This window comes from Citrobacter sp. JUb117 (assembly GCF_024809055.1).
GTDB classification, from domain to species: domain Bacteria; phylum Pseudomonadota; class Gammaproteobacteria; order Enterobacterales; family Enterobacteriaceae; genus Citrobacter; species Citrobacter gillenii.
In genome coordinates, this window is sequence record NZ_JANUFB010000003.1 from 125,210 (window position 1) to 151,814 (window position 26,605).

Genomic DNA, 26,605 nt, shown 5'->3' on the forward strand with positions numbered 1-26,605 from the left:
GAATGCCCATGCCTGCCGTTAACCTGCGCCATATCGAAATCTTTCACGCCATCATGACGGCGGGCAACCTGACGGAAGCCGCACGGATGCTGAATACCTCGCAGCCGACCGTCAGCCGCGAGCTGGCGCGATTCGAGCAGGTACTGGGATTGAAGCTGTTTGAGCGCAGCCGTGGACGGCTACACCCAACGGTGCAAGGACTGCGATTATTCGAAGAAGTACAGCGTTCCTGGTACGGACTGGATCGGATTGTGAGCGCCGCTGAAAGCCTGCGTGAGTTCCGCCAGGGGGAGTTATCGATTGTTTGTCTGCCGGTCTTTTCACAATCCTTTTTGCCTTCGCTGCTGCAACCGTTTCTGGCGCGCTATCCGCAGGTGAATATTCAGATTGTGCCGCAGGAGTCTCCACTGCTGGAGGAGTGGCTGTCGGCACAGCGTCACGATTTAGGCATAACGGAGACGCTGCATACTCCCGCCGGAACCGAACGTACGCCGCTGCTGACACTAAACGAAGTGTGCGTATTGCCCCAGGGGCATCCGCTGGCGGAAAAATCAGTCTTAACACCACAGGATTTTCAGGGCGAAAATTACATCAGCCTGTCGCTAACGGACAGCTACCGCCAGTTGCTCGATGCCCTGTTCCTTGAGCATCAAGTTAAACGGCGGATGGTGGTGGAGACGCACAGCGCCGCCTCTGTTTGTGCGATGGTGCGTGCCGGTGTGGGGATCTCCGTGGTCAACCCGCTCACCGCACTGGACTATGCCACCAGCGGCGTGGTAGTGCGCCGATTTAGCCTCGACGTCCCCTTTACCGTCAGCCTGATTCGCCCGCTGCACCGCCCTACCTCCACGCTGGTTGATACGTTCACAACCCATCTGCAAACTCACCTTCCGCACCTGCTCGATCCACTGGATACTATTTTAAACCTGCCTACGACAACATAAATTCCACCGCATCCGCCGCGTGAATCGCTGCCGTATCAAATACCGGGATCGGGCTTAATTCTGCTGGCACCAGCAGACCAATCTCGGTACAGCCAAAAATCACCCCTTGCGCTCCCTGGCTCGCCAGGTCGCCTATCACACTCAGGTAATAGTCGCGCGAGGCGTCGCTGAATTCGCCGAGGCACAGCTCGTCAAAAATTATCTGGTTAATTTTCTGCCTATCGCCTTGTTCGGGAATCAAGGTGCTAATACCAAATTCATCCTGTAGGCGACCGCGATAGAAATCCTGCTCCATGGTGTAGCGCGTACCCAACAGCGCCACATTACTCATATTCTGCTGACTGATGGCGCGTCCTGTTGCATCCGCAATATGCAGAAAAGGCACATCACAGGCGGCTTCAATCGCCCCGGCCACCTTATGCATGGTGTTGGTACACAGCACAATGCCCTCGGCACCGGCCTGTTGAAGTCCCCGCGCAGCCTGCGCCAGAATGTCGCCCGCTTTATCCCACTCGCCACGACTCTGACACAGCTCAATCTCATGGAAATCCACGCTGTGCAGTAGGATCTGCGCCGAATGCAGGCCACCCAATCGCTGTTTTACGCCTTCGTTAATCAAGCGATAATAAGGAATGGTCGATTCCCAGCTCATACCACCTAACAGACCGATCGTTTTCATCATTTTCCCCGCGTTCGTTACCGTCATGCCAGTGAAGCAAAGATGTGATCAACTTTCCACATCTGTGAGCAAGCGTTTCTTTTTTACTCTTTCTGATATAAATTTAATGAAACATTGTTTCAACATACTACAGGACTGCCGGATGTTTATTTTTCATAAAGAAACCACCCTTGAAGATTTGGGCAATGGCGTGAGCCGCCGCATTCTGGCTCACGATGGCAAAATGATGGCCGTTGAAGTCAACTTTGAACAAGGCGCAGTTGGCCCAATGCACTGCCACCCGCACGAGCAGCTAACCTACGTGCTGTCAGGTGAATTTGAATTTACCATTGGCGAAGAAAAGCATGTCGTGCGCGCCGGTGACACGTTATATAAACAGCCCAATATTATGCACGGCTGCGTGTGTTTAAAGCCGGGAACATTACTGGATACCTTCACACCGGTACGTGAAGACTTCCTGAAAAGATAATGTCCCCCTTTATTTCAAGCCTTCCTTAGTGGAAGGTTTTTTTATGCCCGCAATAGCATTGTTAGCATGTTAATAATATAACTTTCATTACTTTAACCCGCCAAAAAAGCTGCCATACATGTCGTCATAACCCATAGAAATCCGGCAGGAATTTTTAAAATATGACGCGCACCTCACCTATTTGAAACGCCGTTTCGACTTTGATCACATTTCCATCATTATGTGAATGACGTAGAAACAAATCGCAATAAAATAAATTAAAACGATGTTTTACAAATCAAGAACGGCGGTTCATTCATGTTGATCGTTAGGATGACAACCGGTTAATGACAACATTAAAAGCATTGTATATCAATCATTAACAGGGAGTATTGGTATCGCAAACAGACACAGAACGCCGACACACCGGGCATCCAGAGAGTATGTCCGGTTCGTTACAACCGAATCCGTATTAAACCATTACTCGCCAGGTAGGTATGTATGAATGAAAACAGAATGCTGGGATTGGCGTGGATATCACCCTATATCATAGGGTTGATAATCTTTACCGCCTTCCCATTCGTTTCATCTTTCTTCCTCAGTTTTACTGAGTATGACTTGATGAGTCCGCCGGTGTTTAACGGCATCGAGAACTATCGCTACATGCTGACAGAAGATGCTCTCTTCTGGAAATCCATGGGCGTGACGTTCGCCTACGTATTTTTGACAATCCCATTAAAACTGGCATTTGCATTAGGGATTGCGTTTGTTCTTAACTTTAAATTACGCGGTATCGGCTTCTTCCGTACGGCTTACTATATTCCGTCCATCCTCGGTAGCTCCGTGGCTATCGCCGTGCTGTGGCGTGCGCTGTTTGCCATCGACGGTCTGCTGAACAGCTTTATCGGTGTATTAGGCTTTGACCCGGTTAACTGGCTGGGTGAACCCTCGCTGGCACTGATGTCCGTGACCCTGCTGCGCGTCTGGCAGTTTGGCTCCGCGATGGTTATCTTCCTCGCGGCGTTGCAAAACGTACCGCAGTCTCAGTACGAAGCGGCAATGATCGATGGCGCATCCAAATGGCAGATGTTTATGAAAGTCACCGTGCCGTTGATTACGCCGGTTATCTTCTTCAACTTCATCATGCAGACCACACAGGCATTCCAGGAGTTTACTGGCCCGTACGTGATAACCGGCGGCGGACCAACCTACTCCACCTACCTGTTCTCCCTGTACATCTACGACACGGCCTTCAAGTACTTTGACATGGGCTACGGCGCGGCGCTGGCCTGGGTATTGTTCCTGGTTGTTGCGGTCTTTGCGGCCATTGCCTTCAAGTCTTCGAAATACTGGGTGTTCTATTCCGCCGATAAGGGAGGCAAAAATGGCTGATATCCAACAAATCTCTGAAGCTCAGAGCATCGCTGAGCGTGAAGTTGCCCGCACCCTGCGTCGGGAAAAAATTAACGCGGCCATCCGCTACGTGATCCTGCTGTTGGTAGGGCTGCTGATGCTGTACCCGCTGGTGTGGATGTTCTCGGCCTCGTTCAAACCGAACCACGAGATCTTCACCACCCTGAGCCTGTGGCCTGCAAACGCCACCTGGGATGGCTTCGTCAACGGCTGGAAAACCGGTACCGAATACACCTTCGGCCATTACATGCTGAACACCTTTAAGTATGTGATTCCGAAAGTCATCCTGACCATTATCTCTTCCACCATCGTGGCATACGGCTTTGCCCGCTTCGAGATCCCATGGAAGAAATTCTGGTTCGCCACGCTCATCACCACCATGCTGCTGCCAAGCACCGTCTTGCTGATCCCGCAGTACCTGATGTTCCGTGAAATGGGCATGCTGAACAGCTATATGCCGCTGTACCTGCCGCTGGCCTTCGCCACGCAAGGGTTCTTTGTCTTCATGCTGATTCAGTTCCTGCGCGGCGTACCGCGTGACATGGAAGAAGCGGCGCAGATTGACGGCTGTAACTCCTTCCAGGTGCTGTGGTACGTGGTGGTGCCGATTCTGAAACCGGCCATCATCTCTGTCGCTCTGTTCCAGTTCATGTGGTCAATGAACGACTTTATCGGGCCGCTGATTTATGTCTACAGCGTGGATAAATACCCGATTGCACTGGCGCTGAAAATGTCCATCGACGTTACCGAAGGTGCGCCGTGGAACGAAATTCTGGCAATGGCGAGTATCTCCATTCTGCCATCCATCATTGTGTTCTTCCTGGCACAACGCTACTTCGTACAGGGCGTTACCAGCAGCGGAATTAAAGGTTAAGAGGGAAATATCATGGCTGAAGTGATTTTTAATAAACTGGAAAAAGTGTACTCCAACGGCTTCAAAGCGGTACATGGTATCGACCTGAAAATTGCAGAAGGGGAATTCATGGTGATTGTCGGGCCATCCGGCTGCGCCAAGTCCACCACCCTGCGTATGCTGGCCGGTCTGGAAACCATCAGCGGCGGCGAAGTGCGTATCGGCGAGAAGATTGTGAACAATCTGGCACCGAAGGAGCGCGGGATTGCGATGGTATTCCAGAACTATGCGCTGTACCCGCACATGACGGTGCGTGAGAACCTGGCGTTCGGCCTGAAGCTAAGCAAAATGCCGAAGGCACAGATTGATGCCCAGGTAAACGAAGCAGCGAAGATCCTCGAACTGGAAGAACTGCTGGAGCGCCTGCCTCGCCAGCTCTCCGGTGGTCAGGCACAGCGTGTGGCCGTTGGCCGTGCGATTGTGAAGAAACCGGACGTGTTTCTGTTCGACGAACCGCTGTCCAACCTTGATGCCAAACTGCGTGCCTCAATGCGTATCCGTATTTCCGACCTGCACAAGCAGTTGAAGAAATCCGGCAAGCCGGCCACCACCGTGTACGTGACCCACGATCAGACCGAAGCGATGACCATGGGTGACCGCATCTGCGTGATGAAACTGGGACACATCATGCAGGTTGATACCCCGGATAACCTGTACCACAAGCCGAAAAATATGTTCGTGGCTGGCTTTATCGGCGCACCGGAGATGAACATTCGCCCCTGCAAGTTGGTGGAACAAGAGGGACGTCTGCACATTGCCATCGGCAATGAAACCATGCCGTTGAACGACGAAAAGCAGGAGAAAGTCTCTTCTTATGTCGGTCAGGATGTCTTCTACGGCATCCGTCCGGAATTCGTCGACGTCGCCGAAGAGCCTTTTGCCGAAGGCAACTGTAGTGGCGAAATGGTACGCGTGGAAAACATGGGCCATGAATTCTTTGTTTACCTGAAAGTGGCAGATTACGAACTGACTGCTCGCATCCCTTCAGATAAAGCTAAGCCAATGATTGATAAAGGTCTTAACCGCAAGGTGCATTTCAAGTTCGATATAAATAAATGTCATCTCTTTGACGCAAAAACTGAAAAGAACATCTCTCTCTAATGGAGTTATAAAAATGAAAAAAGTGCTTTTAAGCGCCGCTATCTCCGCCACTCTGGGCCTGACCGCGCTGCCTTCTATGGCAAAGGATGTTGATTTACGTATGTCCTGGTGGGGGGGCAATGGCCGCCACCAGGTCACGCTGAAAGCGTTAGAAGAGTTTCACAAGCTGAACCCGGATATCACCGTCAAAGCCGAATATACCGGCTGGGATGGTCACTTATCCCGCCTGACCACGCAGATTGCGGGCGGTACCGAGCCGGATGTGATGCAAACCAACTGGAACTGGCTGCCGATTTTCTCGAAAAATGGCGACGGTTTTTACGACTTGAACAAAATGAAGGACGTGATCGACTTAAGCCAGTTCGATCCAAAAGAACTGCAGTCCACTACCGTTAACGGCAAGCTGAACGGGATCCCCATTTCCGTCACCGCGCGCGTGTTCTACTTTAACGATGAAACCTGGAAAAAAGCGGGCGTTGAATACCCGAAAACCTGGGATGAGTTGATGGCTGCGGGCAAAACGTTCGAAAGCAAGCTCGGCAAACAGTACTACCCGGTGGTACTGGAGCATCAGGACACGCTGGCGCTGCTGAACTCGTACATGATCCAGAAGTACAACATTCCAGCCGTAGATGAAAAGACCAAGAAATTCTCCTACTCCAAAGAGCAGTGGGTTGAGTTCTTCCAGACCTATAAAAAGCTGGTTGATAGCCACGTAATGCCAGACACCAAATACTATGCGTCGTTTGGTAAGAGCAACATGTATGAAATGAAGCCGTGGATCCAGGGCGAATGGGGTGGCACCTACATGTGGAACTCCACCATTAACAAGTATTCAGATAACCTGAAGCCACCGGCGAAGCTGGATCTGGGTAGCTACCCGATGATGGAAGGTGCCACGGACGCAGGGCTGTTCTTTAAACCTGCGCAGATGCTGTCTATTGGCAAATCCACGAAAAATCCGGAAGCCGCCGCGAAAGTGATTAACTTCCTGCTGAACAGCAAAGAAGGTGTCGAAACGCTGGGTCTGGAGCGCGGCGTGCCGCTGAGTAAAGCAGCCGTTGAAATCCTGACGCAAAACGGCACCATCAAAGAAAACGATCCGTCCGTCGCTGGGTTACGTCTGGCGCAGTCGCTGCCAACCAAACTCACCGTGTCGCCATACTTTGATGACCCGCAGATCGTGGCGCAGTTCGGTACGTCACTGCAGTACATCGACTACGGTCAGAAAACCGTGGAAGAAGCTGCCGCAGACTTCCAGCGTCAGGCTGAACGTATCCTGAAACGCGCGATGCGCTAAATAAAAAGCCGGGTGGCGGCTTCGCCCTACCCGGCCAATGCGAACCTGTCGGCCCGGTAAGCGAAATCCGCCACCGGGCATTAACATTACACGCCGATGTTCCGCAACTTCTCTCCCGCCATCAGTTTGCGTTCGATATGTTCCAGGGTGACATTTTTGGTTTCAGGAATAAGCCAGAACGTAATGCCGATGAATACGACATTCAGCGCGGTATAAAGCCAGAATGTACCGGCCGCGCCAATACTGTCGAGCAGCGTCAGGAACGTTGCCCCGATGATCATATTCGACACCCAGTTGGTGGTGGTGGAACAAGTGATACCAAAGTCACGGCATTTCAGCGGCTGAATTTCCGAGCACAGGATCCACACCACCGGCGCGGCGCTCATCGCATAGCCGGCGATACACATCATGGTCATGCCGACGGACAGCCACGATAACCCGCGGGATGCCGTGCCGTTATCAAACTGCATCAGGCAGTAGCCCAGCACCAATGTTCCCAGCGCCATCACGGTAAAACCAATTTTCAGCGCCGGTTTACGCCCGGCTTTATCGACGGTAAAGACGGCGATAAACGTAGCAAACATAAAGGTTAAGCCAACCACCAGGGTGGCAATCATCTGCTGTTCTGTGGTGGTAAAGCCCGCCATTTTAAAAATCCGCGGCGCGTAGTACATGATGATGTTCATCCCGGTGAACTGCTGCATCGCCTGCAGCAACATACCGAGGAAAACCGCACGACGCACGTTACTGTTAATCTTAAACAGCGCCCATCCGCCCTGCTTTAGCTTCAGGCTTTCGCGGATGTCATTCAGTTCATCGCGGGCTTTTTCCGAGGTATCTCGCAGCATACGCAGCACTTCTTCGGCTTCAATATGACGCCCTTTTTGTGCCAGCCAGCGCGGGCTGTTCGGTAAAAACACCACCAGAACAATCAGCACCACCGCAGGCAGGGCCAGCACGCCGAGCATGGCCCGCCAGTTGCCGGTGTAGCTGAACGCCGTATCGGATAAAAAAGCCAGCACAATGCCCAGCGTGACCATCAGCTGGTACATGCTGATCATTTTTCCGCGCACGTTTTCACTGGCCATTTCGGAGAGATAAAGCGGCGCGGTATAGGAAGCAATCCCGACGGCAACCCCCAGTACTACCCGGGCGGCGATCAGAAGCTCAACGCTTGTCGCGAATGCCGATCCCAACGATCCGAGAACAAAGAGGATTGCCCCGACCATCAGACTGTATTTTCGCCCGAGGCGGAAAGAGAGCCAGCCGTTGAACAGTGCGCCAATTGCCGCACCCAGCATCATGCTGCTGACTACCCACTCCTGCAAACGACTGCTTAGCGCAAAGTGTTCAGTGATAAACGGCAGCGAACCTGCAATCACCCCAATATCCAGACCAAATAATAATCCTGCGACAGCAGCGGAAACTGAGACAAACAGATTCATACGTCGCGTGTCGCGCATTGCGCGCGGTGCTAAAGCAGCATCATGATTAATTGAGACCATTTTTTCCTGCCAGAAACAGAGTAAGACATAAAACTGAAAATAAGGGATCCCTTGCCAGGGGCGTCAGGCTGGAAACGGCATAGTTATGGATAAAATAGCTACCCCATACCGTTATGTGATGGACATTACAATTTTAAAATTTATAGATAATTACTCAATAAAATTTAATATATTGATATTAAAGAGTATTAAATATTACCGTTTCATACATATGAAATTATTTATGGATTAATTTATAACCATAATATGGATTAAAATAACTTAAAACCAAAAAAAAACCTGCCGTTGGCAGGTTTTTTAATACTGGAGAGGGAATTAACGCGCCAGCCAGCCGCCGTCTACTGCAACGGTATAACCATTGATGTAGTCAGATGCGCTGGAGGCCAGGAATACGATTGGCCCCTTCAGATCGTCAGGCAGACCCCAACGGCCTGCCGGGATACGATCGAGGATTTCTGCGCTACGCTGCTCATCAGCACGCAGCTGTTGCGTGTTGTTGGTCGCCATGTAGCCCGGTGCAATCGCATTGACGTTGATGTTGTGTTTTGCCCACTCGTTCGCCATCAGGCGGGTTACGCCCATCACGCCGCTTTTTGATGCGGTGTAAGACGGCACGCGGATGCCACCCTGGAAGGAGAGCATAGAGGCGATGTTAATAATTTTCCCGCCGTTGCCCTGCGCGATGAAGTGCTTCGCCGCCGCCTGGGACATAAAGAATACGCTCTTAATGTTCAGGTTCATGACGTCGTCCCAGTCTTTTTCGCTGAAATCGATCGCATCATCACGACGAATAAGACCTGCATTGTTCACCAGAATATCGATATGGCCGAATTCTGCCACCGCGCGCTCCAGCAGTGCCGGAATACCGTCAATCTGACGCAGGTCGGCAGTCAGGCTTAAAAAGCGACGGCCCAGGGCAGTAACACGTTCGATAGTTTCTGTCGGCTCAACAATGTTGATACCCACGATATCGCAGCCCGCTTCCGCCAGACCCAGCGCCATACCCTGGCCCAGACCGGTGTCACAACCTGTCACAACGGCGACTTTACCTTCAAGAGAGAATGCATTCAAAATCATTGTTAATCCTTATTTTTTATAGTGCCCATCACCGACAGGCTGAGTGGCCGCCCGCGACTAGCGCAGATCTTTTACTGCAACGTGATCCATGTCATCAAAGACCTGGTTTTCGCCGACCATACCCCAAATAAACGTATAGGCTTTTGTGCCCACGCCAGAGTGGATAGACCAGCTTGGAGAAATAACAGCCTGCTCGTTGTGCATCACAATATGGCGCGTTTCCTGAGGCTGCCCCATCATGTGGAAAACACAGGTGTCTTCTTCCATATTGAAGTAGAAATAGACTTCCATGCGGCGTTCATGGGTATGGCACGGCATGGTATTCCACAGGTTCCCCGGCGCCAGTTCAGTCAGACCCATGCTCAACTGGCATGTTTCCAGAACATCCGGCACAAAGTATTTGTTGATGGTACGGCGGTTACTGGTGAGATCATCGCCTAGCGTCACCGGCGCAACGTCTGCTGGCGTGACTTTTTTGGTTGGGTACGCGGTGTGTGCCGGTGCACAGTTGTAGTAAAACTTCGCCGGAGTTGCCGCATCAAGGCTGGCAAACACCACTTCTTTGGCGCCTTTACCGACATACAGCGCATCGCGGTGACCGATTTCATAGCATTGACCATCGACGGTAATCGTGCCCGGACCACCGATATTGATCACGCCCAGCTCACGGCGTTCGAGGAAATACGTTACGCCCAGCTGTTTGCCAACTTCACCACCAACGGAAACGGTTTTGGCCACCGGCATAATCCCACCGACAATAATACGGTCGATGTGGCTGTAAACCATGGTGTATTCGTCTGCGACAAATACCTGTTCTACCAAAAATTCGTTACGCAGCGCCTGGGTGTCCAGGGTTTTAGCATGCGCACTGTGGATACTTTGTCTTACGTCCACATTTACCTCCAGTGATAAATTGACCGTGAATACGTTATCGGATAGCGAAACGTCGTTCCGTTTTCCTAATGCGTTAATGATATCTCTCCCGGAACGCGTTTTCAATTACAACTAAAACGATGTTTCACTTTTTCTGCATCTTATTATCAAAAGTGTAGTTGCGATCACGCTAGCGACGGAAAATCGGCAGATAACAAAAAACAACTGGATTTAAAAACCATATAAAACAGATAGATGTAAAATAATAAGAAATGATAACTCCATGGAGGTAGAGATAAAGCATTCAACAACCTCTCGCCGCAGAAATGCTTTCTTATGCTTTTTGTTACAAATTGCGTCATCAATCACACATGATGAAACACTGTTTTGATAAATTATCACTTGGTTTTTAAATTCATCATAAATCTGGGTGCTGACGCAGATTGCTGAAATCCTGCGTACGGTAAAAGGAGTGCATTATGGCTAAAGGCATGCGGGTCAAGCTGAACTATGAGATCAGCCGCGATCCGGATACAGGCGTGGAAGTCACCCGACTGACCCCACCAGAAGTAACCTGTCATCGAAACTATTTCTATCAGAAATGCTTCTTTAATGATGGCAGTCACCTGCTGTTCGCCGGTGAATTTGATGGTCACTGGAACTACTATTTACTGGATCTTGCCAAAGCCGAAGCCGTTCAGTTGACCGAAGGCGCAGGTGATAATACCTTCGGCGGTTTTTTATCGCCGGACGACAGCGCCCTCTACTATGTCAAAAACGACCGCACCCTGCTGGAAGTGAATCTCAAGACGTTGGCAGAACGCGAAGTGTACCGCGTGTCTGATGACTGGGTGGGCTACGGTACCTGGGTTGCCAACAGCGACTGTACAAAACTGGTCGGTATCGAAATTGCTAAAAGCGACTGGACACCGTTAAACAGCTGGCAGCTGTTCCATGACTTCTTCCATAAAGGCCCGCACTGCCGACTGCTGCGCGTCGATTTACGTACCGGCGACAGCGCGGTGATTCACGAAGAGAAAAACTGGCTGGGTCATCCGATTTACCGTCCGTTCGACGATAACACCGTCGCTTTCTGCCATGAAGGTCCGCACGATTTGGTCGATGCGCGAATGTGGCTGGTCAATGAAGACGGCAGTAACGTGCGTAAAGTTAAAGATCATGCGCAGGGTGAAAGTTGCACCCATGAATTTTGGGTCCCGAACGGCTCGGCGCTGGTCTATGTCTCGTACCTGAAAGGTCAGCAAGGACGCACCATCTCCAGCTACAATCCTGATACCGGCGTTAATGAAGCCGTAATGTTAATGCCTGCCTGCTCGCATTTAATGAGCAATTTTGATGGCACGTTGCTGGTCGGCGATGGTTCAGGTACACCGGTAGACGTGAAGGATACTGGCGGTTACACCATCGATAACGACCCTTATCTGTATGGATTTGATGTAGCGAAGAAAAGCTGTTTCCGCATCGCACGCCACGATACTTCCTGGGCTACCGTGGCAAACAGCCGTCAGGTCACCCACCCGCATCCGTCGTTTACACCAGACGATCGCGCGGTACTTTTTAGCTCAGACAAAGATGGCAAACCGGCGTTGTACATTGCCAAACTGCCCGAGCAGCCGGAACTGTTTCAACTGTAGTCCCCGAAATGATTGTGCCCTGTTTTTAATTTAATGTTTCTGTAACTGGCCTTGCCCTCCTCGCGGAGGGCTTTTTTTATTAATAGAAAAGCTCAAGACTATAAATAATAAGCAGCAGAAAACCCCGGCCAACATCTCCGGGGTATTTCGCCAGCTATTGATGGTATTTAGAAAGAATAGGCGACGCCCATACGGAAACGAGTTTGACGCTCATCCGTTGTTTTCACACCCACGTTCCCGACTTCAACATACGGTGCCCAGTTTTTATCCCACTTATAGGCTAACTTGGCATTATATTCATTGGAGTAGGTTTTATTATTATTACGCGCGACACCTTCGGTGCTTTTGGCGTAAACATAGTTCAGCTCAGTACGCCAGTCACCCAGCACAAAACCAACCCACGCATCCCCACGGTTTACCTTATCATCTTCTTTATTGGAGCTTGAAGGATAGCGTGTATATTCATAACGATAGCGGGTAGCTACATAGAAACCATTCTCAAAACTGTACTGCAGGTGCAGGTTCGGTTTGTAGATGGTGCGGCTGTCATTACTTTCAAGTGTCAGACCTGGCGTTACCGCAATATTGCTGGTTGCTTTCCAACGCCAGTTAATTGAGTCTTCATGACCGTTACCCACTACATCAGCAAAAGGCTGGTCAGCTTTATCACCACCCGATTTCCATTTTGCTTCAACGGTAAAACCTAAACCATTTTCAAAACGATGCGACACCGACACGCGATCAGCATTAGACCCGCTATCAATATATTCATGTCGTAAGTCAACGGTGACAGCCTGCGCTGCAAATGACGCACCAATTAAAGACGCAAGCACCAGAGTGTTCTTAAACATATGCTACCCTCAAATTAAAATGATGTTCCTTTTTTATGGAATTGCATTTTATTTTTTTAACACCACTATTTTAGTGATCATGATCGTAATTATTTGTTTCAAAAAAAATGGACAACAACAGCGTGATGAATATCAAACAAAAATCATCTAAAAACCCGAAAACAAAGATCATGATCACGTTTCATTTTATTTAAAATGAATAGCAGAAGTATTAATCACAACAATTGACATTAAAAACAATGAGATACAATAAAACACGCAGTTAATAACGCAAGTTATATTACCCGTGATAATTATACGCTTTTGTATTATTAATTAAGTTATAAGCGAAAAGGGTAAATCAGAGGAAAGATTTTGCTTCAGAGTTTTTCTGAATAGATTTTACTTATTTCAAAATATAACAGGTGAGCGCTGTCACATTTGCATGGACAGCGCGGCAGGAAGGCATATTTGAGAGGATTAATTTAGAGCGGATCAGTCACGTTCGATGGCCAGCGCCACACCCTGGCCGCCGCCGATGCACAGCGTTGCCAGACCTTTATGCGCCCGGCGTTTCACCATTTCATGGACCAGTGAAACCAGAATACGGCAGCCGGACGCCCCAATCGGATGACCGAGCGCAATGGCCCCACCGTTCACATTCACCCGGCGTTCATCCCACTCCAGCATTTTGCCGACAGAAAGCGCCTGCGCGGCAAACGCTTCGTTGGCTTCGATAAGATCAACATCCGCCAATTGCCAGCCAACTCGTTCCAGGCAACGTCGCGTCGCGTATACCGGCGCAATGCCCATCAACGCAGGATCAACCCCGACGCTGGCAAAGGCACGAATGCGCGCCAGCACGGGTAAGTTCAGCTCTTGGGCCTTGGCTTCGCTCATCATCATCACGGCAGCAGCACCATCGTTTATTGATGACGCGTTACCCGCCGTAACGGACCCCAAACGATCAAAGGTAGGATCCAGACGCGCCAGCCCTTCTGCGCTGGCATCGGTTCTCGGCTGTTCATCGGTATCCACCACTATCGATTGCCCGTTACGCTGAGTGACCACGGGCACAATTTCATCTTTAAACCGCCCAGCATCGATCGCCATACGCGCCTTGTGTTGCGAGTGAAGCGCGTAGGCATCCTGTAATTCACGGCTGATACCGTATTCCCGCGCCAGGTTTTCCGCGGTAACGCCCATGTGATAATCGTTGAAAGCATCCCACAGGCCGTCGTGCACCAGGCTATCGACCAGTTGACTATTACCGAGTTGCGCCCCGGTGCGACTGTCGGTCAGGACATGTGGGGCGCGGCTCATATTCTCTTGTCCACCGGCAATCACAATGTCGGCTTCACCGCACTGGATAGCCTGCGTCGCCAGATGCAACGCCTTCAGGCCCGAGCCACAAACGTCGTTAATGGTGATGGCGGAAACGGTGTTGGGGAGTCCCCCGTTAATGGCAGACTGGCGTGCCGGGTTTTGCCCTGCCCCCGCCGTGAGGACCTGACCGAGGATCACTTCATCAATAGAGTGAACATCCACCCCGGTGCGTTCCATTAACGCCCTGACCACCATACTGCCTAATTCAACGGCAGAGTGGCGTGCCAGCGTACCCTGGAAGCAGCCAATCGGTGTCCTCAACGCCCCCACTATCACAACCTCTTTCATCACCACCTCAGCGCAAAATAACAGCGCAATAGTAGATGATTGTTAAGAATAGTTATCTTAGTTGTTTAGAAAATGGTGAGTTTTATCACAAAGGAAATGTGTATCATTTATCTATCATCGAAACGCCACCCTGTTGTAAGTGATCGCGTAGCCAGCTTCCCGCCACGCCAGGCGGCGATTTCTTGTTCCACAGCAGGTCGATAGAAATAGCCTTTGGCCAGCCAGGCACTTTCAGCTGTACCAGCTGTTTTTCCGCAGCAAACTCCTCCACCAGCGCACAAGGCAGCGCACACCAGCCAAATCCCTGCACCGCCATACTGAGCAACAATAAATAGTTAGGCGCTGACCACACCGGACCGCGCGCCACGTTAGTGCCGCTTTCCAGATAGGTATTTAGCCGCAGCTCGCGCCAGGTACGCAGTTGCTCCCACTGCAGTTTTTCCTGCGCCGCCAGCGGGTGCGAAACCGCCACGTACAATCCCATCAAGGTTTGCATCGGCAGGCGTGTGACGCCCATGTCCGTGGGGTAATCCTCGCGCGCTTCAAGGAGACCAACCTGCGCACGTCCCTTTTGCAGCAGATCGATTACGTCCTCATCTTCGCCAATCAGACATTCAAACTCGGTGTGCGGAAACAGTCGGTCAAACTGCACCATCAAATCTTCCAACACATCCGGATGCAGGGTGTCCGAAAGCACAAAAGTCAGACGTGCTTCCGTTGCACCCGACAGCGAAATCGCCGCTTCATCCAGCCGCTCGCTGGCCGACAGAATCGCCTGCACATAGCCAAGAATCCGCTTACCTTGCTCGGTGAGCGTGGGTTGACGTGAAGAGCGGTCAAACAACGCAAAGCCGAGATCGGCTTCCAGATTGGCTATCGCCGTGCTGATGGTGGACTGACTTTTGCGTAACCGCCGCGCCGCCGCAGAAAATGAGCCGCAGGAGACGGTCTCAACAAATGCCGTTAATGCTTCAGGAGAGTAGCGCATAAACTATCTACTTTATCGATGGATCCTATCTTTTAGATATCACATAAAACGATAAAATTACCACTATTCCGTTATCCGGGCATCAAAGAAGGTTTCAGATTATGCAACACGATACAGTCCAACGCCGTTCGTTAATGGAACGTATTTTTCACGCCGTCTGTTTTGAGGGTATTGCCACCGCCGTTCTCGCGCCAACCGCCGCGTGGTTGATGCAGCGCTCAGTGCTGGAAATGGGCGGATTGACCATACTTCTGGCGACCACGGCGATGATCTGGAATATCATTTATAACGCCCTGTTTGACCGCTTATGGCCGACTCACCTGGTAAAACGTACGGCTAAGGTCCGCGCATTTCACGCGTTAGGTTTTGAAAGTGGGTTTATTGTGATTGGGGTGAGCATTATGGCGTATGTGCTGAACGTCAGCCTGCTGCAAGCATTCACCCTGGAAATTGGTTTCTTCCTGTTCTTCCTGCCGTACACCATGTTTTATAACTGGGCGTATGACACATTACGCGAGCGCGTAATGAAACGTCGCCAGCAGCGCGTTACTGCCTGATAATCCAATGAATAGTCGGAATTATCTCCATTCCGGCTATTCATCCCTTCTCCCGTCCACATGCTCACACCTCCCCCAGCCCCGCTCATTTGTGGTAAATTGCGCTTCTTTTTGTTTATTTTATAGTTGATACGTTCAAATAATGTCGAAAATTTGGTCAAAAGAAGAGACTCTCTGGAGCTTCGCGTTATACGGGACTGCCGTCGGCGCAGGAACCCTTTTCCTCCCCATACAGCTGGGTTCTGCTGGTGCGGTGGTGCTGTTTATCACCGCACTCGTCGCCTGGCCTTTAACCTACTGGCCACATAAAGCGCTGTGCCAGTTTATTCTGTCATCCAAAACCTCAGCGGGTGAAGGGATCACTGGCGCAGTCACCCACTATTACGGCAAAAAGATAGGCAGCCTGATTACCACCCTCTATTTTGTGGCCTTCTTTGTGGTGGTGCTGATCTACGCCGTGGCGATCACCAACTCACTCACCGAACAGCTGGCAAAACATATCGAGATCGATCTCCGCGTACGTATGCTGGTCAGTCTCGGCGTAGTGCTGGTGTTGAATTTGATTTTTCTGATGGGTCGCCAGGCCACCATTCGGGTGATGGGTTTTCTGGTATTCCCGCTAATCGCTTACTTTTTGTTTCTGTCGCTCTACCTGACCGGAAGCTGGCAGCCAACGTTACTCACCGGCCAGATGTCGTTTGATCAGCACACGCTGCATCAGGTCTGGATATCGATTCCCGTGATGGTTTTCGCTTTTAGCCATACGCCGATTATCTCCACGTTTGCTATCGACAGACGTGAGAAATACGGCGAGCAGGCCATGGGTAAATGCAAAAAAATCATGAAAGTCGCCTACGTTATCATCTGCCTGAGCGTGCTGTTTTTCGTCTTCAGCTGTCTGATGTCGATTCCGGTAAATTACATTGAAGATGCGAAGCACGAGGGCGTGACCATTCTGTCCGCGCTGTCGATGATGCCCAACGCGCCCGCATGGCTGTCGATTTCCGGGATCATCGTCGCCGTAGTGGCGATGTCAAAATCGTTCCTCGGCACCTACTTTGGCGTGATTGAAGGGGCGACAGAGTTGGTCAAAACGTCTCTGCACCAGGTCGGCGTGAAGAAAAGCCGGGCCTTTAACCGCGCCCTGTCTATTATGCTGGTCTCCACCATCACGTTTATCATTTGCTGCATTAATCCAAATGCAATTTCAATGATTTACGCGATTAGCGGGCCGCTGATCGCCATGATTTTGTTCATCATGCCGACGTTGTCTACCTATCTGATCCCGGCCCTGAAGCCGTACCGCTCGGTGGGCAATCTGATCACCCTGATTGTCGGTCTGCTGTGCGTATCTGTGATGTTTTTTGGCTAGAACGTGTTGTTTAACGGCTCATTACACTATGTGGATGAGCCGTTAAACTGAATTATTTGATGTAGGAGTCCAGCACCTTCAGCACGACGTCCAGATCCTCTTCACGCTTGATTTCATCACCCTGATGCACGATATGCTCGGTCAGATGACCTTTAATCACTTCACGCATTAATCCATTTACCGCGCCGCGAATTGCCGCAATCTGCTGTAAAACGGCGGCGCATTCATGCGGTTCATCAAGCATAGTTTTCAGCGCGGCTACCTGCCCCTGAATCTTACTCGCGCGGGCTTTGAGCTTTTGTTTGTCGCGGATCGTATGTGACATCGTCCTGTCCCCGTTGCATAAATCATGACGTACTATACCGTGCCGATCTACTGGGGGGTAGTATTCGGTACTGGGGGGGAGTAGAATCTGACGAAACAAACCAACTAAGAATCATTCTCATGGGTGAATTTTCGACGCTTCTTCAGCAGGGCGACGCCTGGTTCTTTATTCCCAGTGCGATTTTATTGGGCGTGCTGCACGGCCTGGAGCCGGGGCATTCCAAGACCATGATGGCGGCCTTTATCATCGCCATTAAAGGCACCATCAAACAGGCGATCATGCTGGGACTGGCGGCGACGCTGTCGCACACCGCCGTGGTGTGGTTGATTGCGCTGGGTGGGATGTATATCAGCAAAGCCTTTACCGCCCAGGCGGTCGAACCCTGGTTACAGTTTGTCTCGGCGATTATTATTCTGAGTACCGCATTGTGGATGTTCTGGCGCACATGGCGCGGGGAGCAGAACTGGCTGGCCGACGCGCATCACGACCACGGGCACGATCATCACCATCACCATGATCACCACCATGACCATGACCACCATCATCATGCTCACCACGACGCTCATCATCATCATGATCATCACCACGAACACGATCATGCCGCGCTGGCAGGCTTTGCTGAAGGTTCAAAAGAGTATCAGGATGCCCACGAACGGGCGCATGCCACGGATATCCAGCGCCGCTTTGCGGGTAAAGAGGTTACCAACGGGCAAATTTTGTTGTTTGGCCTGACCGGCGGGCTGATCCCGTGCCCTGCCGCCATCACCGTATTGCTGATTTGCATCCAGCTCAAAGCTTTTACGCTGGGGGCCACCATGGTGTTGTGCTTTAGCGTCGGTCTGGCAATAACGCTGGTTACGGTGGGTGTAGGCGCGGCCATCAGCGTGCAGCAGGCAGCCAAACGCTGGAGCGGGTTTAACACGCTGGCGCGCAAAGCCCCCTATTTTTCCAGTGTGTTGATTGCTATGGTCGGCGTATATATGGGCATTCACGGTTATATGGGGATCGTGGGGTAACACGAGTCACAATAGCGCGCAGCGACCTTTGCCGCTGCGCGTGAAACCTGACTAGCTCGCCACATTCCCCCACACCAGTTGGCCTTTATGGAAGGTTGCGGTACGGGGAGAAATTCGAGCGACAGCCTCGGCAGAACAGGAGGCATCCACCAACACAAAGCTGGCCTCATCCTGTGCTTTTGGCCATACGCGTTCGCCTTTATCATTGAGCGGCAGCACATCGCCGGTGGCAAGGAACAGCGCCCGCGACAGGTTGAGTTCGTTAGGGCGAATATAAAGCTGCGCGTACAGATTGGCCTTTTCCAGCATGTCCCCCAGCCCGTACGGCGACCAGTGGTCGATCACGCTGTCGGTGCCGGTAATCACCACCACGCCTTTGTCGCGCAGCTGTTTCAGCGGCATGTGCATCGTGCCAATCGGCACCGTCGAGGCAATGGTAATTTGCTGCGCCACCAGGCGGATCGCCAGTTCATCCACCTGCTGCTCGTTCAGCGTAGACAGCGCAAACGCATGGCTGATGGTCAGCTTGCCCTTCAACTGCGGGGTTTTCTCTACCGTTTCCACCATGTAATTCACCGCCGCCACGCCTGCCGGGCTGGTTTCATGCAGATGGATATCCACGCCTTTGTCGTAATCGAGCGCAATCTGGAACATGGTGTCGAGGGATTTCTCCATCGCCCCGTCCACGCTGGTTGGGTCCAGCCCACCTACGTACTGCGCCCCCGCCTGCATCGCTTCACGCATCAGCGGTTCAGACTTCGATAACAGCAGGCCATGCTGCGGAAATGCCACGATCTCACAGGCAAAACCCGGCTGACGACGCGCCAGCACCGCCTGTAGATTATCCAGATTTTTCAGCCCGGAAACCGGCTCAATATTGCAGTGGCTGCGGGCAATCGAGGTACCTTTTGATTGCAGCAGGTCGATAAGCTTTTCCGCACGCTCTTGCGTATACGGCTGCAGTTCAGGCAGCAGCTTTTGCTCCAGGCGAATCATATCCTGAATAGTGGTGCCCGCCGGGCGGTTGAGTGAGCGCCATGGACCGCCATAAAAGGTTTTATCCAGATGGATGTGCATGTCGCGCATGGCGGGCAGCATCAGCTTTCCGCCTGCATCGTAGTGCGGCAGCGTGACATCCGGATGCTGCTTATTCTCACGCAGCGCAACAATTTTCCCGTCCTGAATCTCTACGGTTTGCAGTGCGGTACGGGTATGCACCACCACGGCGTTTTCGTAATCAAATCCCGCTTCCAGCAGGACGTTATCCAGGTAGTAGTGTTTATCGTTAATCGTCATCGTGTTCTTCGCGCAACGGGTTGTCCCGACAGGATCCGCAGCATACGCGACCGGAGCGACCGCGCCAAATAGCGCGGCAGCGGTGACCATTTTTCCGCTCTGGCTTAAAAACTCACGGCGGCTGTTACTTTCCTTCATTCGCATCTCCTTTCAGGAATGGACAATATGGGTGCCTGTTTCACCGCGCAGCGCGGCGGGCAGGCATTCCGGCGTGGTGATGATCACCCGTTTGCCGCCACGGGCGAGAAACGTCAGGCTGGCAACGATTTTGGGTAACATGCTGCCCGGCGGGAAATGCCCTTCCTGCATGTAGCGGGTCATTGTTGCAATATCCACGGTGTCCAGCGCCTGCTGCTCAGGCTTGCCAAAATGAATACACACTTTCTCAACGCCGGTGGTGATCACCAGCACGTCGGCGCGGATCTCCTGCGCCAGCAGCGCGGTGGAGAGATCTTTATCAATCACCGCATCTACGCTCTGGTAATCCCCCTGATCGCTACGTACCACCGGGATCCCACCGCCGCCCGCGCCAATCACCACAAAGCCTTGTTGGGTCAGTGCTTTAATCGCCTCGGCTTCGACGATGCGCTTCGGCTCCGGCGAAGCGACAACCCGACGGTAGCCGCGCCCGGAATCCTCAACAAAGCGCCAGCCCGGATTGGCCAGCTGTAGCGCATCACGCTGAGCGTCGCTAAAAAACGCGCCGATCGGTTTGGTGGGGTTGGCAAATCCCGGATCGTTTTTGTCGACCTCCACCTGCGTGACCACAGTGACCGCTTTCTGTTCGCCACGCCGCGCCAGACGGTTATTCAGCGCCTGTTGGATCAGATAACCAATGCCGCCCTGGGTATCGGCGACGCAGTTTGCCAGCGGCGTCAGCGGCAAGCCTTCACGCTCGTGGGCAATCTCTGCGCGCCGCAGATCGAGTCCCACCTGCGGCCCGTTGCCGTGCGTCAGCACAATGTTGTAGTCCGATGCCAACATCTCCAGCACCGTATCGGCAACGGCTTTTACGGCTTCAGCCTGGTGCTCAATCGACTGGCTGGCGTTATCTTTGATAATGCTGTTGCCGCCAATGGCAACGACCACAAGTTCTTTCATAGCGTCATCTTCCACAGCAAAGCGATTCAGGAGGTTTTGGTCGGTTGCTGCTCAAGGGCAGTCACCGCTTCACGGCTGTCGAGCACATGCTTTATCACGAACATCCCGCCCATCATCAGGTAGGCCATGACAAACATCAGCGAACTGCCTTCAGCAAACCCAACGGCCGGGGAGTGGATCACGCCAAACAGCGACAGCAGCGCCCCACCGGCGGCGGCAATCGCCCCACGTAATGGTTTGTTGATAATGGCGAAGATGGCGATACAACCCCACAGCATACTGGCCAGCGGCGCGCCGCTACCGAGGTGCACCAACCCGTCGTAGTACACGCCTTTACTGTGCAGCAGGTCGGTTCCGAGTTTAGCCGCTGACGTTCCCGCCGCCCCCATCACGCTGTTCACGATGGTTAACGCCCAGTTGGCAATCCACGGGAACAGACAGATGAAGATGACGGGCACCTCAACTTTGGGCGTTTCTCGCACCACCTGGTTAGCGGTTACCACGCCGATAAACACCAGTATCGGCACGATCGCGGTCATCGGAATAATGGCGAGCATAAACGCGCCCAGACCAAACAGCGGCACCAGAAACATGGTGATCCCCGACGCGAGGGTATAGCCGATACTGGCCCCCATCGCTTTCCAGCCCGCGTGTCCGACATACACGGTAACCGGGAACGGATTACCCAACATGCAGCCCAGCATTGATGCAAAGCCGTTCGCCATCATGACTTTACGGGTGTTGTACTCATCGCCTGCGGCGTGCGCACTTTCAATGTTCTCAAGGTCAAAAATGTAGTTCGCCAGTCCCAGAGGAACCGCAGAAGCCAGATACGGCAGTGCGTGCGGCAAGCCTTGCAGGAAGCTGTCGACGTGAATTTCCGGCGGGTTGAAGCCAAAGGAAGACATCGACGCTTTGATCGCTTCCGGGCTTTGTAGGCCGGAGATCCACGCCAATGCCGTACCGGCGATCAGCAGCAGCAGGCCGGTAGGGATACGGGCAAAAATCGGCTTCTTACCGAACCAGTTAATGAAGATCAGCAGCAGCACGATGAACGATACGGTTGGCGCTTCAAACGCCTGCAGCATCGGGTTCATCGCCAGCAGCAGCAGACCCAGGCCGGATAAACAAGAGAGCAGCACCGTGCGTGGGATCATCTTGCGGATGGTCTCACCAAGGAACGAGCCACCAACCAGGATCAACGCTTCGACAAAACACCACACCAGCGCGATTTGGATAGCAAAGTTGGCATCTTTGGTTTGCTGATACACCGGCATCAGCACCAGGAAGGTGACGGTGAAAATTGACGGGGCGCTCGGCCCGGAAGGCAGCGCCGTCACATCTTTACGTCCGGTCTGTTTTGCCATCTGCAGGCCAAACCAGGCGTAGCAGACGCTGGCCACCAGCACCGCCAGACCAAAGGCAGGCGCAATACGGCCGTAGACAATTTCGGTAGGGATCCCGACGACAAAGATGAGTAACCCCATCATTGTCAGCAGGTTAGTCAGGTTGTTGGTCATCAGCCCAAAGTAAGCCGCCCAGTCACCCCGTTTCCATTCTAGTTTTGTGCTGTTCATGGAATATCCTTTACAGGTTAAGCATCGTTTGCGATCGCGGGGATCGCCCAGCCCTGCAGGTAAGCAACGTTATTCGCTTCACGATCAGGGGCTAACGGCATTAGCCCCTGGTTATCGTTATTGGCAGTAGCGATCGCGCCAGCTGAGAATTGCCTTTTCAAAGCAAGCAAACGGCGGATGGACAATTCCCGCGCCGATCATGCCGATCCCCGCATCTTTGTGGGCAATCGCGGTGTTGATCACTGGCAGAATGCCGGTGCTGCCGACGCGCGTAATGTCGATAGCGGTAGGTACGCCCATAAAACCGAGCAGCGGAATAGTGACGTTCGGGTTTTCGCCAAGGGTGATTTCACGCATCTGGCGAGAGAAGTCGACCGCTTCCTCAACCGTACCGCCGACCAGCGCCACGATGGCCGGCGCCGTCGCCATGGCAAAACCGCCAATGCCGTAGGTTTCGGTAATCGCACTGTCGCCGATATCACGCCCGGAATCTTCCGGCTTATAGCCCGCAAACATCGGGCCAATCACCTGCTGCGCCGGGCCGGTAAACCACTGGCCTGGTAACCCACTGACGCGCAGACCAAACTCAACGCCGTTGCGCGCCATCGTCGTCACCACGGTGCTGTATTCAATACCGTGCGCAGCATCCATCGCGGCTTTGCACATCGCCATCCACGTCGGTCCGGAGAAATAGTCGCTGCTAAGGACAAACTCAAAGACCTCGCGCTGCTGCGCCACCGGATAGCCGGTCTGGATAATCCATGGGGTCAGCGCCTGAATCAGCAGCGCCGTCCCGGCATTATTGCGGTTGTGGCATTCATCGCCCATATGCAGCGCCTGCGCCAGCATCAGGCGCAGATCAATTTCCCCCGCCAACTTCATGGCGTCGCGCAGCATCGGTCCCAGCACGTCGCGCATCCAGTTCAGGCGATCGATAACGCTCTGATCGTTCGCCCCCATACGCAGGATCTTCGCCATTTGCTCGCTCATATTGGTATATGCGCGGTTGCCGTAGGTTTTGTTTTCCACAATGTGCATGAACATTGAGGCCGACGTGACGCCCGCCATCGATCCGACGCAGTCGTGCTCGTGGCACGGCGAGAAGATGATTTCACCGGAGGCGGCAAGCTCGGCGGCAGCATCGAGGTCTTTCGCCAGTCCTTCAAACACCAGCGCCCCGGTCACGGCCCCTTTCATAGCGCCGCACATGTTTTGCCAACGGGTCGGCGGCCCAGCGTGCAGGATGGTGTTGCGGGTCATGCCCGGTACCACGTTGATGGCCTGATCAAAACCAATCAGCACCGGGTGCGACTGGATAATACGTTCCAGCGCCTGCTGGTTTGCGGCAGCAATTTTGTCTGCCAGCGGCGAATCGGCAATCTCGTCCAGCGCGGCAACCACCTGCATATTGCCCTGGCCCGGCGGCGTCCAGTCGAGCTGAGTCACCGGTACATTTTGCTTTTTCAGGTCATCACTGAACATCGCGATGCCGACGTTAATCACGTTCAGCGGCTGGGTAAACAGCGTCTGGCTCATCAGGCTTCCTCCCCTTTACAGATAAATTCACGCGCCAGCAATCCGGTGTTGGTGCTGCTGCTCGCCCAGATAACCCCGGCATCGGTCAGCATCTGGCACTGTTTTTCCAGTGATGGCGTATCCTGGTCGGTTCCCAGTACATAACCGAGGATCTCCAGAGGACGTCCGTCTGCGGCAGCGATCGCTTTCGCCTCAGCGATCGCCTCGATCATCACGCCCACCGGATCTTCATGCGATCCAAAGCCGAGGACGAAATCCATCACGATCACGCCGACTTCAGGATCCCGCGCTTCCTGCAATAAACGGCTGATGCGGTTGGTCGGGTCGATCATCGGGTGCGGCTTGCCGTTGGTGAAGTCGTCATCACCAAAATCGAGGAAGGTATGCGCCACGCTGCGGTTAATATCCGGCAGGCGGAACGCCGGGTCCGGGTGAATGTTGCTGTACACCTCGGCATGTTTTTCCATCGCGGCAAACATCGCCTCATCGCACAGCGTGCCGCCACAGAACAGCCCACGGATATATTTTTGCTGCGGTGTCAGACGGGCGCGCACTTCTTCAATCAGCGGCCAGTTGAGCGGATGCAGATCCAGGCTCTCTTTTTTCACGCCGCTGAGCAGGACCGCGCGCAGCGCCGCATCTTTGGTGCCTCGGGCGAACTGCAATCCGTCTTCATCCGCCAGCGCGGCGTCACGTCCGAGGAAGCACACCACCACCGGTTTGTGACAAGCGCGCGCGCGATCCAGCACTTTTCGGGCCACCGCAGGCGCAGGCGGTTTGGAGATCAGCGCAATAATCTCGGTTTGCGGATCGGCCTCCAGCATAGCAATCGCGTCGAGCATCATCAGGCCGCCAATCTTTTCGCTCAGGTCACGTCCACCGGTGCCAATCAGCTGGGAAATACCGCCGCCAAATTCATGAATACGTACGCTGAGTTCCTGGCTACCGGTGCCGGATGCGCCGACAATGCCGATATTGCCGCGACGCACTGCGTTACCAAAACACAGTGCCGCACCGTTAATAATGGCGGTTCCGCAGTCCGGCCCCATCATCAACAGCCCTTTTTCGTGCGCCAGTTGTTTCAGCGCCAGCTCATCGTCGAGGGACACGTTGTCAGAAAACAGCATCACGTTGAGGTTATTTTGCAGCGCCTGACGCGCTTCACGGGCCGCGAACAGGCCGTTGACCGAAATCACCGCCAGGTTGCTGTCGGGAACATGCTTCTTCGCACTGGCAAGCGTGGCATAGCGTGCTTCGTGCTGGCCGCCCTGCTCCTTGTGCGTGAACAGCTCATCGATAGCCACCAGCGTTTGCGCGTTCGCCGCCTCGCTCGCACCCTTGATGACAATCATCAGATCGCCACTCTTCGCCTCTTCCAGTTCAGGCGTCAGCAGGCCGAGATTCTTCAGCACGCCTTTGTTCATTTCCGTTGCCATCGCCACGAACGCCTGCTCCACGCCATCGAGCTTGTTAGCGCGCGTTGAGATAGACATCAGTGACACAGAATCAAAATACGTGTTCTTTTTAACAACTATCCTGATCGACATAATTCCCTCCGGACCGATGGCTCAGGGTGCAGGCGTCCGCCATGCCATACAGCATGTCGCAGCCAGAACTTGAGCCGATATTTTTAATGTCAGTAATAAATGGCGTAGCAACGTGGTGTTGCCGCGTAATAATATGGGTTACCAGTCGTGCAACGCTTTCCCGATAACGCTGATGAAAAGCCTCTTCCAGCGTTATTTTACTGAGCAGCGTCGTGTTATTTCCGGCAATCCGTAATGCTGCTAAAAAATCGTGGTGATATTTTTTAAACGGGTGACCGTTAATAAATAAAACCGTACTCAGACCAACTAAATAATCATCGGATGATGGCGTCAAGCCAATTCCCAGACCGATTAACTGGCCAACTGCGAAAGAAATATTTTCGCCATTATTCAGGGCGGCGATTAATGCCCGGCGGCGGTTCTGTAATTCACGGGCGATTTCCTGATAAAACGGGTTATCGCCCTGGTACAAAAATAATGTGTCGCGGTGATTCAGCTGTTGGCGGATAACCTCTGCCCAGCAACGCCAGGAAATTGCTGCGAAGCGGTCTGCATCTGGCGACCAGCGCGGCATTTGCCAGGTCTGGCACCCGGAGGTTGCTATCCATTTATCCGTGCCAACGGCTATTCCCGTCTCGGTAAAACTCACCGGCTCGCCGGGATGAAACAGATCTTCACAATGCGTCAGCGCCAGCCGACAACTGTTAGGCGCGTTATCGCCGCTCTCGCTCAGTAAGGTGAACAATCGCTGCAGCTCGGGTATGAACAGGTTTACCGCGCGGGAAAAAACCTGTTCTACACGCCCCGTTCCCCGAAATTCAAGAAACGCGCCGTCGGCGGTTAGCGCCGTTACGCATCGCCGTGATGGCGTGGCGATA

Annotated in this window: 24 protein-coding genes; 10 read left to right on the forward strand and 14 right to left on the reverse strand. The window is 52.8% G+C overall.

The genetic code is table 11. The features are described from left to right. Positions 1 to 8 precede the first annotated feature (8 nt). Positions 9 to 944, forward strand: coding sequence for a LysR family transcriptional regulator (locus M2374_RS07990; RefSeq protein WP_117343814.1), 936 nt, complete (start codon positions 9 to 11; stop codon positions 942 to 944). Here M2374_RS07990 and M2374_RS07995 read toward each other — a convergent pair. Beyond that, on the reverse strand, positions 931 to 1,623 hold the full coding sequence (locus tag M2374_RS07995; protein WP_117343828.1) for an aspartate/glutamate racemase: 693 nt from the start codon (positions 1,621 to 1,623) through the stop codon (positions 931 to 933). The genes M2374_RS07990 and M2374_RS07995 overlap by 14 nt on opposite strands. Positions 1,624 to 1,765: 142 nt before the next feature. On the opposite strand from M2374_RS07995, the gene M2374_RS08000 reads away from it, so the two are divergent. The 5 genes from M2374_RS08000 (at position 1,766) to M2374_RS08020 (ending at position 6,798) form a co-directional block, all read left to right on the forward strand. After that, on the forward strand, positions 1,766 to 2,092 hold the full coding sequence (locus tag M2374_RS08000; protein ID WP_137363195.1) for a cupin domain-containing protein: 327 nt from the start codon (positions 1,766 to 1,768) through the stop codon (positions 2,090 to 2,092). A gap of 480 nt (positions 2,093 to 2,572) precedes the next feature. Further along, a complete protein-coding gene (locus M2374_RS08005) occupies positions 2,573 to 3,463 on the forward strand; it encodes a carbohydrate ABC transporter permease (RefSeq protein WP_096755836.1) in 891 nt (296 codons plus the stop codon). Beyond that, positions 3,456 to 4,358: a carbohydrate ABC transporter permease gene (locus tag M2374_RS08010; RefSeq protein WP_096755835.1), complete on the forward strand. Its 903-nt coding sequence runs from the start codon at positions 3,456 to 3,458 to the stop codon at positions 4,356 to 4,358. Before M2374_RS08005 ends, M2374_RS08010 begins: the two co-directional genes overlap by 8 nt. Positions 4,359 to 4,370: 12 nt before the next feature. Continuing rightward, on the forward strand, positions 4,371 to 5,498 hold the full coding sequence (locus tag M2374_RS08015) for an ABC transporter ATP-binding protein (protein ID WP_096755834.1): 1,128 nt from the start codon (positions 4,371 to 4,373) through the stop codon (positions 5,496 to 5,498). Positions 5,499 to 5,511: 13 nt separating this feature from the next. Further along, entirely contained in the window at positions 5,512 to 6,798 is a 1,287-nt protein-coding gene (locus M2374_RS08020) for an ABC transporter substrate-binding protein (protein ID WP_096755833.1), read from the forward strand. An 86-nt stretch (positions 6,799 to 6,884) separates the two neighbouring features. Here M2374_RS08020 and M2374_RS08025 read toward each other — a convergent pair whose 3' ends face one another. From M2374_RS08025 to kduI, 3 genes are all read right to left on the reverse strand, one after another. After that, a complete protein-coding gene (locus M2374_RS08025; protein ID WP_115257557.1) occupies positions 6,885 to 8,303 on the reverse strand; it encodes a sugar porter family MFS transporter in 1,419 nt (472 codons plus the stop codon). A gap of 315 nt (positions 8,304 to 8,618) precedes the next feature. Continuing rightward, positions 8,619 to 9,380 carry a 2-dehydro-3-deoxy-D-gluconate 5-dehydrogenase KduD gene (gene kduD / locus M2374_RS08030; protein WP_096755831.1) on the reverse strand — a complete coding sequence of 254 codons (762 nt, stop codon included), beginning with the start codon at positions 9,378 to 9,380 and terminating at the stop codon, positions 8,619 to 8,621. 57 nt (positions 9,381 to 9,437) lie between these two features. Beyond that, positions 9,438 to 10,274, reverse strand: a complete 837-nt coding sequence (gene kduI, locus M2374_RS08035; RefSeq protein WP_096755830.1) for a 5-dehydro-4-deoxy-D-glucuronate isomerase — start codon at positions 10,272 to 10,274, stop codon at positions 9,438 to 9,440. A gap of 458 nt (positions 10,275 to 10,732) precedes the next feature. Between kduI and M2374_RS08040 the strand changes: the two genes are divergently transcribed. Continuing rightward, complete coding sequence (locus M2374_RS08040) at positions 10,733 to 11,908, forward strand: oligogalacturonate lyase family protein (RefSeq protein ID WP_096755829.1); 1,176 nt, start codon at positions 10,733 to 10,735, stop codon at positions 11,906 to 11,908. 167 nt (positions 11,909 to 12,075) lie between these two features. On the opposite strand, the gene M2374_RS08045 is transcribed toward M2374_RS08040, so the two are convergent. From M2374_RS08045 to M2374_RS08055, 3 genes are all read right to left on the reverse strand, one after another. Then, a complete protein-coding gene (locus M2374_RS08045) occupies positions 12,076 to 12,759 on the reverse strand; it encodes an oligogalacturonate-specific porin KdgM family protein (protein WP_096755828.1) in 684 nt (227 codons plus the stop codon). Positions 12,760 to 13,233: 474 nt separating this feature from the next. Continuing rightward, entirely contained in the window at positions 13,234 to 14,412 is a 1,179-nt protein-coding gene (locus M2374_RS08050) for an acetyl-CoA C-acetyltransferase (RefSeq protein WP_096755827.1), read from the reverse strand. Between the two features lie 103 nt (positions 14,413 to 14,515). Then, positions 14,516 to 15,400, reverse strand: a complete 885-nt coding sequence (locus M2374_RS08055; RefSeq protein WP_117343813.1) for a LysR family transcriptional regulator — start codon at positions 15,398 to 15,400, stop codon at positions 14,516 to 14,518. A gap of 101 nt (positions 15,401 to 15,501) precedes the next feature. Here M2374_RS08055 and M2374_RS08060 point away from each other — a divergent pair, with 101 nt between their 5' ends. Beyond that, complete coding sequence (locus M2374_RS08060) at positions 15,502 to 15,957, forward strand: multidrug/biocide efflux PACE transporter (protein ID WP_115257555.1); 456 nt, start codon at positions 15,502 to 15,504, stop codon at positions 15,955 to 15,957. A gap of 142 nt (positions 15,958 to 16,099) precedes the next feature. Further along, entirely contained in the window at positions 16,100 to 17,329 is a 1,230-nt protein-coding gene (locus tag M2374_RS08065; protein ID WP_135911457.1) for an amino acid permease, read from the forward strand. Positions 17,330 to 17,381: 52 nt separating this feature from the next. Here M2374_RS08065 and rcnR read toward each other — a convergent pair whose 3' ends face one another. Beyond that, a complete protein-coding gene (rcnR, locus tag M2374_RS08070; RefSeq protein WP_016154292.1) occupies positions 17,382 to 17,654 on the reverse strand; it encodes a Ni(II)/Co(II)-binding transcriptional repressor RcnR in 273 nt (90 codons plus the stop codon). 119 nt (positions 17,655 to 17,773) lie between these two features. Between rcnR and M2374_RS08075 the strand changes: the two genes are divergently transcribed. Beyond that, positions 17,774 to 18,670, forward strand: a complete 897-nt coding sequence (locus M2374_RS08075; protein ID WP_181688779.1) for a nickel/cobalt efflux protein RcnA — start codon at positions 17,774 to 17,776, stop codon at positions 18,668 to 18,670. Between the two features lie 51 nt (positions 18,671 to 18,721). On the opposite strand, the gene M2374_RS08080 is transcribed toward M2374_RS08075, so the two are convergent. From M2374_RS08080 to M2374_RS08105, 6 genes are all read right to left on the reverse strand, one after another. Then, the gene (locus tag M2374_RS08080; protein ID WP_181688778.1) at positions 18,722 to 20,104 is read right to left on the reverse strand and encodes an amidohydrolase family protein; all 1,383 of its coding nucleotides are present in this window, start codon (positions 20,102 to 20,104) and stop codon (positions 18,722 to 18,724) included. A gap of 12 nt (positions 20,105 to 20,116) precedes the next feature. Further along, positions 20,117 to 21,067, reverse strand: a complete 951-nt coding sequence (locus tag M2374_RS08085) for a carbamate kinase family protein (protein WP_115257552.1) — start codon at positions 21,065 to 21,067, stop codon at positions 20,117 to 20,119. Between the two features lie 26 nt (positions 21,068 to 21,093). Then, positions 21,094 to 22,644, reverse strand: coding sequence for a xanthine permease (locus M2374_RS08090; protein ID WP_096755820.1), 1,551 nt, complete (start codon positions 22,642 to 22,644; stop codon positions 21,094 to 21,096). A gap of 117 nt (positions 22,645 to 22,761) precedes the next feature. Continuing rightward, the gene (locus M2374_RS08095; RefSeq protein WP_096755819.1) at positions 22,762 to 24,180 is read right to left on the reverse strand and encodes a DUF1116 domain-containing protein; all 1,419 of its coding nucleotides are present in this window, start codon (positions 24,178 to 24,180) and stop codon (positions 22,762 to 22,764) included. After that, a complete protein-coding gene (gene fdrA / locus M2374_RS08100; RefSeq protein ID WP_096755818.1) occupies positions 24,180 to 25,727 on the reverse strand; it encodes an acyl-CoA synthetase FdrA in 1,548 nt (515 codons plus the stop codon). The genes M2374_RS08095 and fdrA overlap by 1 nt, the downstream gene beginning before the upstream one ends. Next, the gene (locus tag M2374_RS08105; protein WP_181689106.1) at positions 25,705 to 26,604 is read right to left on the reverse strand and encodes a DUF2877 domain-containing protein; all 900 of its coding nucleotides are present in this window, start codon (positions 26,602 to 26,604) and stop codon (positions 25,705 to 25,707) included. The genes fdrA and M2374_RS08105 overlap by 23 nt, the downstream gene beginning before the upstream one ends. Position 26,605: the final 1 nt, after the last annotated feature.

Bases quoted from the DNA above. Each gene is read 5' to 3' on its own strand.
- M2374_RS07990 (WP_117343814.1), top strand. From the start codon at position 9: ATGCCTGCCGTTAACCTGCGCCATATCGAAATCTTTCACGCCATCATG.
- M2374_RS07995 (WP_117343828.1), bottom strand. From the start codon at position 1,623: ATGAAAACGATCGGTCTGTTAGGTGGTATGAGCTGGGAATCGACCATT.
- M2374_RS08000 (WP_137363195.1), top strand. From the start codon at position 1,766: ATGTTTATTTTTCATAAAGAAACCACCCTTGAAGATTTGGGCAATGGC.
- M2374_RS08005 (WP_096755836.1), top strand. From the start codon at position 2,573: ATGAATGAAAACAGAATGCTGGGATTGGCGTGGATATCACCCTATATC.
- M2374_RS08010 (WP_096755835.1), top strand. From the start codon at position 3,456: ATGGCTGATATCCAACAAATCTCTGAAGCTCAGAGCATCGCTGAGCGT.
- M2374_RS08015 (WP_096755834.1), top strand. From the start codon at position 4,371: ATGGCTGAAGTGATTTTTAATAAACTGGAAAAAGTGTACTCCAACGGC.
- M2374_RS08020 (WP_096755833.1), top strand. From the start codon at position 5,512: ATGAAAAAAGTGCTTTTAAGCGCCGCTATCTCCGCCACTCTGGGCCTG.
- M2374_RS08025 (WP_115257557.1), bottom strand. From the start codon at position 8,303: ATGGTCTCAATTAATCATGATGCTGCTTTAGCACCGCGCGCAATGCGC.
- kduD (WP_096755831.1), bottom strand. From the start codon at position 9,380: ATGATTTTGAATGCATTCTCTCTTGAAGGTAAAGTCGCCGTTGTGACA.
- M2374_RS08040 (WP_096755829.1), top strand. From the start codon at position 10,733: ATGGCTAAAGGCATGCGGGTCAAGCTGAACTATGAGATCAGCCGCGAT.
- M2374_RS08045 (WP_096755828.1), bottom strand. From the start codon at position 12,759: ATGTTTAAGAACACTCTGGTGCTTGCGTCTTTAATTGGTGCGTCATTT.
- M2374_RS08050 (WP_096755827.1), bottom strand. From the start codon at position 14,412: ATGAAAGAGGTTGTGATAGTGGGGGCGTTGAGGACACCGATTGGCTGC.
- M2374_RS08055 (WP_117343813.1), bottom strand. From the start codon at position 15,400: ATGCGCTACTCTCCTGAAGCATTAACGGCATTTGTTGAGACCGTCTCC.
- M2374_RS08060 (WP_115257555.1), top strand. From the start codon at position 15,502: ATGCAACACGATACAGTCCAACGCCGTTCGTTAATGGAACGTATTTTT.
- M2374_RS08065 (WP_135911457.1), top strand. From the start codon at position 16,100: ATGTCGAAAATTTGGTCAAAAGAAGAGACTCTCTGGAGCTTCGCGTTA.
- rcnR (WP_016154292.1), bottom strand. From the start codon at position 17,654: ATGTCACATACGATCCGCGACAAACAAAAGCTCAAAGCCCGCGCGAGT.
- M2374_RS08075 (WP_181688779.1), top strand. From the start codon at position 17,774: ATGGGTGAATTTTCGACGCTTCTTCAGCAGGGCGACGCCTGGTTCTTT.
- M2374_RS08080 (WP_181688778.1), bottom strand. From the start codon at position 20,104: ATGAAGGAAAGTAACAGCCGCCGTGAGTTTTTAAGCCAGAGCGGAAAA.
- M2374_RS08085 (WP_115257552.1), bottom strand. From the start codon at position 21,067: ATGAAAGAACTTGTGGTCGTTGCCATTGGCGGCAACAGCATTATCAAA.
- M2374_RS08090 (WP_096755820.1), bottom strand. From the start codon at position 22,644: ATGAACAGCACAAAACTAGAATGGAAACGGGGTGACTGGGCGGCTTAC.
- M2374_RS08095 (WP_096755819.1), bottom strand. From the start codon at position 24,180: ATGAGCCAGACGCTGTTTACCCAGCCGCTGAACGTGATTAACGTCGGC.
- fdrA (WP_096755818.1), bottom strand. From the start codon at position 25,727: ATGTCGATCAGGATAGTTGTTAAAAAGAACACGTATTTTGATTCTGTG.